We start from the raw sequence: 12,042 nt of genomic DNA, 5'->3' as shown, positions 1-12,042 counted from the left end.
ATATTAATTTTACTTATACCCTTATTCAAGAGTATAGTAGAGTTGATTGAAAATTTCTACTTGCTTTAGGCAGACTATACTCTGATCAGAGGAGAGAGCGCATTGGAAAGAGTCGTTGGAACTACAGTATGCGGACTTCGCGGGCCGATCATTAACCAAGGGTGTAATATTCAACAGATCGTTGTGGATACTGTCCTCAATGCAGCAAAAGTTGAAGGCTTTTTGATCGAGGATCGTGATATTGTCACGATCACAGAATCCATTATAGCCCGTGCTCAGGGAAACTATGCTACCATTGACCATATTGCCACGGATATTAAGGCTAAATTCGACGCGGAGACGGTAGGAGTTATTTTTCCCATCCTCAGCCGCAACCGGTTTGCCGTCTGTTTACGGGGAATCGCCAAAGGGATAAAACAGGTTGTCTTAATGCTGAACTATCCCTCAGATGAAGTGGGCAACCACCTTGTGGACCTTGATAAACTGGATGAAAAAGGCATCAATCCCTGGACCGATGTCCTGACTGAAGCTGAATTCCGCCGGCATTTCGGTTATATCAAGCATCCCTTCACCGGTATTGACTACATCGAATACTACCGAAACTTGATTGAGTCAGAAGGGGCAACCTGCCAAATCATCTTTTCCAATCATCCCAAAACTATTTTAAATTACACCAACCAGGTCTTAACCTGTGATATTCACTCCCGCTTCCGGACCAAACGCATCCTGAAAAACAATGGTGCTGAAAAAGTCTATGGCCTCGATGAGATTTTGACCGAATCCATCAATGGCAGCGGCTGTAACGAAAAGTACGGCCTCCTGGGGTCCAATAAAGCAACCGAAGAGCGGGTCAAGCTATTCCCGAATAACTGTCAGCCTATCGTTGACGGCATTCAGGCGGAAATCAAAGCACAAACGGGTAAAACAGTGGAGGTCATGGTTTACGGTGACGGAGCCTTTAAAGATCCCGTCGGGAAGATCTGGGAGCTGGCCGATCCGGTGGTTTCCCCCGCTTATACTGCCGGGCTTGACGGCACGCCCAACGAAGTGAAATTAAAATACCTGGCCGACAATAATTTCTCCCATCTTTGCGGAGAGGACCAGAAACAGGCTATCTCGGAGTATATTCAAAATAAATGTGAGGATCTGGTCGGGTCCATGGAAGCCCAAGGGACCACTCCCCGCAGGCTGACGGATCTCATCGGTTCTTTATCGGATTTAACCTCCGGCAGCGGTGATAAAGGGACGCCTATCGTCTATATCAAAGGCTATTTTGATAATTATACAAAATAATGAAGCACTAAAAGAAACCCTGGCCGCTCCTTGGAGTGACCAGGGTTCTTTGCGCTGGTAAGCCTCATTTCGGGGGAATCAGGGGGACAGGTCCTGTTTTTCAAATTTCCAAACGTTTGGAAATTTCAGTTTGGATAAGTTCCTCTATTCTCCTCTCTATTTATGATAAGGCTCCCCCTTGCTGATGCGCATGGCCCGATAGATCTGCTCCAGCAGCATCAGCCTCATCAGAGGGTGGGGGAAAGTCAGACGGGAAAAGGACCAGCGGTAATCCGCTCTTTTCCTTACTTCCTCAGAGACCCCCAAGGAACCGCCGATGATAAAAGTTACGCTGCTTTTTCCCATTAAGGCAAGTTCATCCATATATTCAGAGAAGTCCGGCGAAGTGAATTCTTTTCCCTGCAAATCAAGGAGAATAACATGCTCCTGAGGGCCGATCCCTTTCAGAAGCCGTTCACCTTCTCTATCTTTGACCCGCTCTTCATCAGCGGGGGAAAGACGCTCCGGACAAGGTTCATCGGCAATCTCCGTCATCTCCAGGCGGATATAAGCACTTAAACGCTTAGCATATTCCTTAATCCCTTCCATAAGGAATCTTTCCCGGATCTTTCCTACCGCCACGATCTTAATCTGCAGCATTGTGATATGATACTCCTTACTGATTTACATTATATTATGTAAAAAACAAAGGGAGGGTGATCACTGTTCATATCCTCCCCCCAATTATATAGCCGCCCTGAATCGCCTAGTTGGCGATGATCTCAACCAATTTCACCTGAACATCGGTATTTTGTCCATTACGGTAATAGGTCACCGTAACGGTATCTCCCGGTTTAAACTTAAATAACTCATGGGTTAACTCCAGGGAGCTCCTGACCGTGACTCCCTCAATCTTCACCAGAACATCCCCGGCCTGGATACCGGCTTGAGCCGCCGGGCCGCTGGGGTCCACATTGGAGATATAGGCACCGGCAGGCCAACCTCTTTGGGCCGCCCATTCGGGTGTGTAGCGGGTGTCGATGGAGACCAGAAATCCGGGATGACTGAAGTAACCTTTGGCAATCAGCTGTTCGATAACGGGTATGGCATCCGTAATCGGGATGGCAAAGCCCATGCCCTCAAAACCGGCTTCCGCATTCTTAGCTGAATTGATCCCCACCACCTGGCCGTTGTAGTTGACCAGAGGACCACCGCTATTGCCTGGGTTGATGGCAGCATCGGTCTGAATTAAGTTAAAACTGGACTCTCCCTCGATTAACAAAATCCGGTTCTTGGCCGACACAACACCCTGAGTCACGGAACGGGCAAATTCCTCCCCACCGGGGTTGCCAATAGCCACTACCGGTTCCCCCACTTGGACTTGCTCCGAGTTTCCCAGCTGTGCCACGGTAAGTCCGTCCGCAGAGATTTTGAGCACCGCCAGGTCTGTACGAGGGTCCTGGCCCACTAAAGTGGCCTCTGCATTTCTTCCGTCGGCCAAACTCACCATCAATTTTGAAGCATTGGCGACGACATGGTAGTTGGTAACAATATAACCGTATTGGGCATCGATGATAAAACCGGAACCTGTGCCTGCTTCAGTCAGACCGGCGCCGCCAAAAATCCGGCCCCGGGATTGAAAGTTGGCAATGCCTACGACAGCGGGTCCCACAGCTTTGGCAACCTCTACCGTTGGAAATCCGGTAGGCTGGGTAATCGTCACCGGCGGTGCAGAGGATCCTTGGCCGAGAATGACCTCTTTTCCTCCCCCAGGCTGATTGCCATATAAAGAAGGCACTAAGGCTACGGAGATAAGACCGCCGATGAGCGCACTGATTAAAGCCAGGGCTATCGTAGCGAAAAGTCCGGGTCTGCGCCTCTTTGCTGAATAGTCTGAGTAATCGTTTTGATCATAATAACCCATGCCATGACCTCCTCGTCGGCTTAGTATTCTTCCAAAACAATCAGTTCATGCGGTGTATAGCGCGGTGCCACCCGCAATCTTAGATCCCGGTTTTCCTTGGCCACCCGGGATTCTTTGAGTATACGCAAAATGGTGGACAGGGCCGTTTCCGGTGTATTGTTTTCGTCGCTTAAATGGGCTAAAACAATGCGCTGGGTGTTTCCCTCGATCCACTGCAGAAGGCCTTCAGCCAGCTGACTGTTCTCTAAATGGCCATAATTCCCGCTGATTCGCTTTTTGAGATACCAGGGATATCCCCCTTGCCAAAGCATTTCCCGGTCGTGATTGGCCTCCACCACTAAAGCGTCACAACCTTTTAAGGCTTGATGCATCTCTTCAGTGACGATTCCCGTATCCGTAGCAATCCCAATGGCCCTGCTTCGACCCTTGACCGGCTGCTCAACCTCCACCCGCACACCGAAGCTTTCCTGACTGTCGTGGGAGGTAGGAAAGACACGGACCCGCAGGCCCGCGCAAGTAAAAGCATCCTTGACCACCACCCGTTGTTCATCCTTAAGTTTTCCTATGGAGGGATTCAGCTCATCCCAGATCTTTGCCGAGGCATAAATGGGGATTTTAAGCTTGCGCGCGACAGCCCCAACCCCTTTAATATGGTCACTATGTTCATGGGTAATGAAAATTCCTTCGATTTCTGAAGGAGCTATATCGAGGATGGCTAGATTATGTAGGGTTGCCTTGAGGCTAATACCGCAATCAACAAGAAAATTCCTCTTTTCATGCCCCACAACAATGGAATTGCCGGAGCTCCCACTGGCCAGTGTCGCTAAATGCACATAATTCCCCTCTTCCGTTTAAACAAAGATATTATATCAAATCCTTTGTCTATAAAAAACATTTTCAAAATAATTTTGCGGCAAAATACTTTAGAAATGAAAAACTGAGGCTTATTTAGCCTCAGCGTTTGCGTCAGACGAATCTCCGTTTTCCGGTTGTTGAAATTGTTGGACAATCCCATCCTGGGCCAGCTTAATATTTCTCTCCAGTCTCTCTTTATCGTCCGTGGAGATGTTTTCTAAAGCGAGAGCCTTCTCCCACTGTTCGATAGCTTTGCCGTAGTCTCCCTGAGAATACAGGAAAACCCCGTAATTGTAAAGACCGTTATAGAAATTCGGATCCTCCTGCAAAGCTTCTTGGAAGGTCTGATCGGCCAATTCATTTTGGCTTGTGTAAAAAGCGGCAGTAGCCATATCGACAAGGATGTTGACATTCTTCTCGGTCTTGAGAACCTCCTGATATTCCGTCACCGCCTGCTGAAGTATCGAAGTCGTTGTTGCCAGATTTTCTTCCGCCATATCCTGGGATAATGTTTGCATACCCCAATCATAATAGGTGTCAGCAAGAGCCAGGCGGGTTTGGGTATCCTGAGGATTTGCTTCCAGGGCTTGCTTTAAACTATTAATTTGATCCTGATAGTTTTTTCCAACTGTGGGGCGCATATCCCCCAAGAACATAAAGGAAGTCCCTACCAAGCTGATAATCAATAAGCCCACAATAACATACACGGTTAATTTTTGGGTTTTTTTCTGCACCGAACCGCCCCTTCCTATCCAGCAATCTTAATTATACATGCTCTTATTTTAACATTTTGCCCAAAGTTAGTCTACCAGGCTTTTGCAGGTGCAGGACAATACTGCCTATAGCAAGACCTCCAGTCGTGACTTTATTGATACGACTGGAGGCCCTTTTTCAATAGCCCTTATTCACGATACGGCACAGGTTGGCGGGATATTGGAATTATATTATTTTGTTGCATGTTCCGCCGCCACTCTTCCAAAGGTCAAACCTTGCAGCATAGCGGAGCCGCTGCCTTCATATTCTTGAGAGATGGTTTGAGCCCAGGCCGCGCTTCCGGCAGCATAAAGTCCCTGGATTACATTTCCTTTCGTATCGACAACCTGAGCGTTTTCATTAGCTCTTAAGCCGCCGGTGGTATCCACAAGACCGCCTTTCATATCAAGACCGATATAGGGCGCTGTCACTTTGCTTAGATACTGGGCAGGTTTGTTAAATTCGGTGTCCTTACCGGCTTCAACCATTTTGTTATAGTCTTCGATAGTTTTCTTTAAGGCAGCGGGGTCCATATTCATTTTTGGGGCCAGCTCTTCGATGGTATCGGCTTTAAAAGCTTTGCTGCCCGCTTCGATGGCTTTATCAATAGAATCCTTGTAGGTCTTGTAGAGGGATTCGGTAGCAATAGTCCACATATCCTCAAAGCCTTGTTCTCTTAATGATCTGGAGCGCCAGTAGAAGTAGGTGGATTCATCAACAAAGCGTTTCCCTTCAGGTGTCACATAGAGAGCATCAAAAGATTCGCCCCCTATTCCTCTATTAGCATAAGCCGTATGGTGCATGAGCAGAGCATCTTTCATAATAATATCCGCTCCTACCCCTTTACCCAGTATGATGGTATCCCCCTCGTTGACATTGGAATTGGTATAATCGGTAAGCTTGGGATTGGATTCCTTCACCATGTCCTTATTCTTACCATATCCGCCGCTGGTAAGGATGACGCTTTTGGCCTTAATGGTGATTTCGTTGCCGTCGCTGTCTTCCGCTTTGGCGCCAACGACCCTATCCCCTTCTTTAATCAGCTCAACCACGGGTGTGTTGGTGTAGACTTTAACTCCCAGCGCCAAGGCCTTATCATAAAGGGTCTTGATGATGCCGCTGCCGCCGCCTTCGGCTTTATGAATACGGGGGGTGCTTCTGGGCGGATGGATATTGGCCGGATCCACGGTATAAAACTTAATCCCTTTATCCACCAGCCATTGAATGTTTTCCGCGGAGTTAAAAGCCATAATCTTCAACAGATTGCTGTCGATATATTTATCTTTAGCCACTTCAGTGAGGCCCAGCAGATCCTGATAATATTGTTCTTCGGAGTCATTGATCTTAAATTCTTCCTGGACCTTTGTCCCTGCACCATAGACATAGCCTGCATTAAGTGCGGAGGTGCCGCCGATAACCCCGCGCTTTTCCACCAGGATAACATCTGCTCCGGCTTCGGCTGCCTGAAGAGTTGCCGACATACCGGCCATACCGGCGCCAACCACTAAGATATCGGTCTCCCAGGTAAGCTGGCCGGGGGCGTTTTTCTCAATCTTTTTGGCTTCCAGGCCCGCAATATCAGCTCCTGCCTGGGTTAATGCATCTTTGGCGGCTGCCATAATCGCTCTGCTGGAGACTGTCGCTCCGGATACTGAATCCAGGCTCAATGTCTGATGATCGAGCATTTGTTGACGAAGGACGTCAAAGGCGAAGCCGCCCACCATCAGAGTTTCCTTGGACTCTACCAGTTTCAGATCCTTGATTCCTTTCTCATCCACTGTAAGTTCCAGCTTTAAAGGACCATTGTGGCCGGTGGTGGTTGCACTGTAAGTGCCCGGTTTGCCCGCCAAGGACTTTTCCGGTTCTGTTGCCGCCGGGGCGGATGTTCCGCCGCATCCGACGAGAGACAGGGTCAGAACTGAGGCCATTGCGAAAGCTATTGCTTTCTTTTTTAGTTTCATGCTCTTTTCCTCCTTTGAATCGTTATAGAGTTTTTACAACCAGATTGTATGACATGGTGTCTTCCCGATGTCAAAGGAGCTAAAACCACAAATTCTTCACAAAAAACCAGGAAACATGGGGTTAACCCCATGTTTCACAAGTCAAGGTCTATGGTCAGGCTGTCCATACCCTCATTAAAATGACATAACCGTTTTGAATTGCTCTAGATCTTTTTTGCCGATGGGTTTAAATATAAGAGGCGATTCAGGTTTTCCTGCCAGTATATTGAAAAATAATTCTTTGCCGCGAATATCAGTTTCATAGGGGTTGTTTTCCACAACCGGGCCGATGTCCAAATCCTGCATTTTAACAATCCCTAATTCACTCAGCATATCATGAAGATGATCCTTATTCAGATAGTCCCGTATGTGCAGCGGTACGCTCAGAGCATTTTCGGATCTTGGCTTAAAATAGGGGTATACACCGGCTAACAGGCCGCTCTTTTGCAGCAAAGGAAAAACCCGTTGGATGACAAACTCCTGCTCACTTTGAGCATAGGCTTTGGTCATTAAGAAATCCACAATAATATCAAGGGAATTTCTTGCTAAGGGGAGCCCCTGAATATCACAGCAAAAGAACACGAAAGATTTATGATCATAATTGGCTTCAATTTCTTTTTTGGTAAAATTCAGCTTTTCCAGGTCACTGTTGTTTAAAATATAGGTAGTGTCCTTGTGCAAGTATTTGATGTACTGCATCAAAAACAGTGAGATACAGGGATCGATTTCCAGAATATAACGAGGATTCCTATTCTCTTTTTGGATCGTTTCAATCACCATATCTATGGCTTTATAGCGCAGGTTGATATATTTTGTGGATGCCGCTGCCAGGAATTCTTCCCTTGTAGGCAGCTTACTCCTCTCAGGATAAACTTTTTTTCTGACCGCTTTAGGATCCACATAAATGCCATCTTCGATAATCGCATGATAACCACAATCACATTGAATGCTGGCCTCAAAAATCATATTCTTCTCGATGGTGCCGTCTGAAATATGCAAGGGCGACCGGCACTGGGGACAAGCCAGCAAAGTCAGAGCAGCTATAGGGAACCCGAGCCGCTTCAGCTCTCGTTTTTCGCGGCTCTTGATAAGGTCGATATTCCCTCTCAGCTTGGAACGGACTTCAAGATGTTTCTGCACTTCTGCATCAATTTTGTTCTTTTTTTCTTCCAGCAAGGACAAATAAAGGGTTCTATACTCTTCTGAGTCCATTCCCGTCATTCGCTTATAGCTCAAAACTTTAAGTATCTCCGTTAATGAAAAATTCAGCTGCTTAAGCTTCATGATTTTTTCCATGTCTTCCCTATCGTCTTGCTCAAAAAAGTATTGGCCGCCGTTCTTTTGTGGAATCAGCAAACCCAGATCCATATAATGTCTGACAGCATCCTGGGTGATATTCAATTTTGAGGCAAATTCACCAATTCTCATAGTATCACTCACTTCCAAACATTCAGGAGCTCTTCGGCAACAAAACACACCTGACTCGACTCTAAAAACACCATTCCTCACTCTGATATTACCATTGGCATCATAACTATATCAAGCACAGGCTTGGCACAAACCCGCTTTGCTCACTCCAAACCAACAGGAATTCCAGCAGGAATTCTTGGGCAGTACTGTCCAAGAACATGGCAAAACGGGAAGATCTTACGCAAAATCTTCCCGTCTTCAAAATCTTCAGCTTATTTTTACCGTCGATAATTAGTCCACCAGCCATTTGCGCAGCTGGCACCGTGCTTCGTAGTAGGGTGTGCTTTCGCCAAAATCGGAAGCTTTTCCCGCCAGCAGCTGATTCACACCCCAGCCCTCCTCGGTGCCCCCCTCGGGCAGAACCACCGTTTGCGGGTGAATGTCCCCGGAGACAGACACCCAGGCCAAAAGCTGGCCATGCTCCGTCTCTACCAAGGCCCGATCCCCGGTGGAGAGGTAATACTTCTCGGCCAGTTGGGGGTGGATATAAAGGCGAAAGCCTTCTGCCTCCTGAAACTGGGAATGAAGGGCATGGTGGGGATGAGGGGTGATGAGATACCAGGGATACTCCCCTTGACTTGGGGTCTTGGTAAATTCCAGATTCATGTTCAAAGCATCCCGGGAACCCTCGAGAAGGGGATCAGCTACGGCATCCCCGTATTCAGCCAGGGCGATCTCTGAAGCCAGTTCAATCTTGCCGCTGGGTGTCTTAAACTGCAAATCCTGCCAGGCCACTTCAGGGATATAAGGAGTCCGCAGAGAGCCTTTCCTTAAACTCTCCAAAGTTATTCCATACTCGGCCAAGGGTGCCAGGACGTATTCCAGCCACTGCTCCGGGGTATAAGGAAAAGCATCTCCCAAACCCAGACGCTGGGCCAGCTCCGTAAAAATCACCGCTTCGGATCTCGCTTCATACCGGGGCTCCACAATCTTCCGGGTAAGCTGAAGGATGGGACTCCAGGAGGTGGCGATCAGGTCCTCATCTTCAAAAGCCGTGGTGACAGGCAGAACCAGATCGGAATGGCGGGCCGTCTCCGTCAGGGTGATCTCAAAGGTCACCTTAAAGGGTATTTTCCCCCAGACCTCCCGCCAAAGCAGGGAATTAGGCTGTTGGACCAAGGGATTGGAGCGGGTCACTACAGCCAAACGAACCGGAGGATCCGCCTTGCTGATCTCTTCGGCCAGAAATGGATGAGGAAAGGTCCGGGACTGATAATGCTGGGGATCCATGGTGACTTTGTTGAGATGACGGCTATGGTATTGATAGCCATAATGGATGCCTGCTCCGGGCTGGCCCAGATTGCCGGTCAAGGCTAAAAGAGCATCGATAGCGCGGAGAGTATTGCCGCCGCCGCTATAGCGCTGTAAGCCGTATCCGGCCAGGATCGTGACCGGCCGGGTGCGGCTTATGGTCTGGGCCAATTCTTCTTGTTTTTCCACCGGTATCCCGGTCAGCATGGCCACTCGTTCCGGGTTGTATTCCTTCGCCCTGAGGGCAAAGGCTTCCAGCCCATGGACGGACCTGCGTACAAAATCCCAGTCCAGCCAGCCTTCCCGTAAAATAATATGGGCGATTCCCATGGCCAGGACGCCGTCACTGCCGGGATGAACCTGAACATAATCCTGAGCAAAATCAGCACTTTTCACCCGCACCGGATTAATCACGACGATCTTGGCCCCGGCTTTCTTAGCCTCCAGCAAAAGAGGCACCATATGCAGATTGGTAACGGCCGGATCCCTTCCCCACAGGATAATGACCTTGGCCTGGCTGACCTGGGTCCAATCCCCGGCCAGAACTCCCCCGAAATCAATTTCCTGGGCCCGGTAGCCTGCTCCCCAGCACATACTTCCTCTGGGTTCCGTGACCCCGCCCAAGGCTTGAAAAAAGCGCCGGTCCAGCTCTCTTAACCTCCCATTGTGACCATAATCATAATGGTGAAAGATTCCCCAGGAGCCAACTTCTTCAAGGGTCTCTTTGATTTTATCTGTTAAGAGAGTATTGGCTTCAGCCCAGGAAATCCGCCGCAATCCTCCCCGGTCCCTGAGAAGGGGGAAACGCAGCCTTTCGGCCGAGAAGACCCGTTGCGCCTGAGCCTGAGCTTTTGAACATACTATTCCCTTGGTTAGAGGATGCTCCTTATCCCCACGAACCTGCAGTCCTTTATCCTCGCTGTACTCCACAACAAAGCCGCAGCTGTCTGGACAGTTCAACGGACAAGCCGAGCGCAGAACGGTCATGTTTATCCCCTCCACAAACCATAATAGAATCTTTTATGCCTCTTTGATCTTCATATAGAGGGCTACTTCAAGGCGTTTCTTCTGAAGCTCACACCCTAAAGCATAGACCTCGTTAAGTTGGCCGCTAAAAGCATGATTGGCCGAGTGGCAGCCGCCGCTGCAGGAAAAACGCGCCCAGCATTGACGGCAGGCCGCTTTGCTATAGACATGGGCGGAACGGAACTTCGCGATGATCTCCGGATTAAGAGGAACACCCTCTTGCCCCAGGGAGCCCATTTTGAACTCCTCCTGGCCGACAAACTGATGGCAGGGATAGAGATCTCCTTCCGGTGAAATCGCCACATATTCATGGCCGGCTCCGCAGCTGGAGAGGCGCTTGGGCAGGCATGGACCTTGGTCCAGGGCTACGTTAAAATGGAAAAAACTAAAATCTTCACCTTTACGCCGGCGAGCCAGCAGCTCTTCCCCCAGGCGATCATAGGTCTTTAAAATTTCGGGAAGATCCCCTTCCTGGAAAGCATAGGGATCGCTGGGCTGAGCCACCACAGGTTCCAGGGATATTTGTTTCATACCCAGATCCAGCAGATGGGTGACGTCTTGATCAAAGTCCAGGTTGTAATGGGTATAAGTTCCCCGGGCATAATAGTAAGTACCTACGGCATAGGGAGAGCTCTCGGGGCGTTTCGCGGCAAACTGCTGCAGGCGCGGAGCTACTTGGGCATAGCTTCCCTGGCCATTGGCATAGGGGCGCATCCGATCATGGACTTCCGGACGTCCGTCAATGCTGAGGACGACACTGATATCTTCCTGATCCAGAAAGTTTTGTATTTCTTCGCTCAGCAGCACCCCATTGGTGGTTATGGTAAACTTAATGGTTTTGCCTTTAGCCTGGGCCGCCTCTTTCCCGTACCGGACAACCTCTTTGACCATTTGATAGTTCAGAAGAGGCTCACCCCCGAAAAAGTCCACTTCACAATGCTTACGATGAGCGGAGGCCTCCAGGACAAAGTCGATAGCCTGCTTGCCGGTTGCCACGTCCATAAGACCCCGCTGTCCGCCAAAGGCCCCGGTTCCGGCAAAGCAGTAATTGCAGCGCAGGTTGCAGTCGTGGGCCACGTGAAGACAGATGGCTTTGACAATAGGCTTGGCCGGGTAGGCAGGGCCTCTCTCTTCGGCTTCCTTAGAGAACAGGACACCCTCCTGCTGCAGCTCTTCCATCTCGGCAAAGATTTCCTCGGCTACTTCCTGAGGAAGAGGCATACCCTCTGCCTGTAACAGGGCTGCGACCGTTTCCCTGGCCAAAGGCTGATGCTCCTCCTGTAGTCTTTCCAGAACTTTCAGGATTGAAAAGGTCGTGTCATCTAAAATATGCAGGGAGCCGGAATTGACATCATAGGCAATCTTCAGATCTCCCTGTTGGTAGCTATGGACATTTTTTTTAAGATCATATCCTTCAAGGAACATGGTCGGTTTTCCCTTCTTTCTTAAACAGATAAACAGATAAACATAGAAACAGAACCCGCCTGAATC

9 protein-coding genes are annotated in these 12,042 nt (G+C 49.0%); 1 reads left to right on the top strand and 8 read right to left on the bottom strand.

Annotation, left to right across the window (positions count from 1 at the left end; all coding sequences use genetic code 11):
* Window positions 1–102 precede the first annotated feature (102 nt).
* Window positions 103–1,293, top strand: a complete 1,191-nt coding sequence (locus tag DESLBE_RS16970) for a coenzyme F420-0:L-glutamate ligase (RefSeq protein WP_144677668.1) — start codon at window positions 103–105, stop codon at window positions 1,291–1,293.
* A gap of 156 nt (window positions 1,294–1,449) precedes the next feature.
* Here the strand turns inward: DESLBE_RS16970 and rlmH are convergent, their stop codons facing one another.
* The 8 genes from rlmH to scfB form a co-directional block, all read right to left on the bottom strand.
* Window positions 1,450–1,932 carry a 23S rRNA (pseudouridine(1915)-N(3))-methyltransferase RlmH gene (gene rlmH, locus DESLBE_RS16965; RefSeq protein ID WP_144677667.1) on the bottom strand — a complete coding sequence of 161 codons (483 nt, stop codon included), beginning with the start codon at window positions 1,930–1,932 and terminating at the stop codon, window positions 1,450–1,452.
* 106 nt (window positions 1,933–2,038) lie between these two features.
* A complete protein-coding gene (locus tag DESLBE_RS16960; protein WP_005815222.1) occupies window positions 2,039–3,196 on the bottom strand; it encodes a trypsin-like peptidase domain-containing protein in 1,158 nt (385 codons plus the stop codon).
* 20 nt (window positions 3,197–3,216) lie between these two features.
* Complete coding sequence (locus tag DESLBE_RS16955) at window positions 3,217–4,029, bottom strand: MBL fold metallo-hydrolase (protein WP_011462308.1); 813 nt, start codon at window positions 4,027–4,029, stop codon at window positions 3,217–3,219.
* 111 nt (window positions 4,030–4,140) lie between these two features.
* Window positions 4,141–4,785: a tetratricopeptide repeat protein gene (locus DESLBE_RS16950; protein ID WP_005815216.1), complete on the bottom strand. Its 645-nt coding sequence runs from the start codon at window positions 4,783–4,785 to the stop codon at window positions 4,141–4,143.
* A gap of 210 nt (window positions 4,786–4,995) precedes the next feature.
* The gene (locus DESLBE_RS16945) at window positions 4,996–6,765 is read right to left on the bottom strand and encodes an FAD-dependent oxidoreductase (RefSeq protein ID WP_144677666.1); all 1,770 of its coding nucleotides are present in this window, start codon (window positions 6,763–6,765) and stop codon (window positions 4,996–4,998) included.
* A gap of 174 nt (window positions 6,766–6,939) precedes the next feature.
* Entirely contained in the window at window positions 6,940–8,232 is a 1,293-nt protein-coding gene (locus DESLBE_RS16940) for a MerR family transcriptional regulator (protein WP_144677665.1), read from the bottom strand.
* Window positions 8,233–8,505: 273 nt separating this feature from the next.
* A complete protein-coding gene (locus DESLBE_RS16935) occupies window positions 8,506–10,512 on the bottom strand; it encodes a molybdopterin-dependent oxidoreductase (protein WP_144677664.1) in 2,007 nt (668 codons plus the stop codon).
* A gap of 33 nt (window positions 10,513–10,545) precedes the next feature.
* Window positions 10,546–11,976 (bottom strand): thioether cross-link-forming SCIFF peptide maturase, encoded by a 1,431-nt coding sequence (gene scfB, locus DESLBE_RS16930; RefSeq protein ID WP_144677663.1) that lies wholly within the window; start codon window positions 11,974–11,976, stop codon window positions 10,546–10,548.
* Between the last annotated feature and the right edge of the window lie 66 nt (window positions 11,977–12,042).

The sequence above is a fragment of the Desulfitobacterium sp. LBE genome (genome assembly GCF_007830365.1).
GTDB classification, from domain to species: Bacteria; Bacillota; Desulfitobacteriia; order Desulfitobacteriales; family Desulfitobacteriaceae; genus Desulfitobacterium; species Desulfitobacterium hafniense.
This window is presented reverse-complemented; position numbering and strand designations above follow the sequence as displayed.

Bases quoted from the DNA above. Each gene is read 5' to 3' on its own strand.
- rlmH (WP_144677667.1), bottom strand. From the start codon at position 1,932: ATGCTGCAGATTAAGATCGTGGCGGTAGGAAAGATCCGGGAAAGATTC.
- DESLBE_RS16960 (WP_005815222.1), bottom strand. From the start codon at position 3,196: ATGGGTTATTATGATCAAAACGATTACTCAGACTATTCAGCAAAGAGG.
- DESLBE_RS16945 (WP_144677666.1), bottom strand. From the start codon at position 6,765: ATGAAACTAAAAAAGAAAGCAATAGCTTTCGCAATGGCCTCAGTTCTG.
- DESLBE_RS16940 (WP_144677665.1), bottom strand. From the start codon at position 8,232: ATGAGAATTGGTGAATTTGCCTCAAAATTGAATATCACCCAGGATGCT.
- DESLBE_RS16935 (WP_144677664.1), bottom strand. From the start codon at position 10,512: ATGACCGTTCTGCGCTCGGCTTGTCCGTTGAACTGTCCAGACAGCTGC.
- scfB (WP_144677663.1), bottom strand. From the start codon at position 11,976: ATGTTCCTTGAAGGATATGATCTTAAAAAAAATGTCCATAGCTACCAA.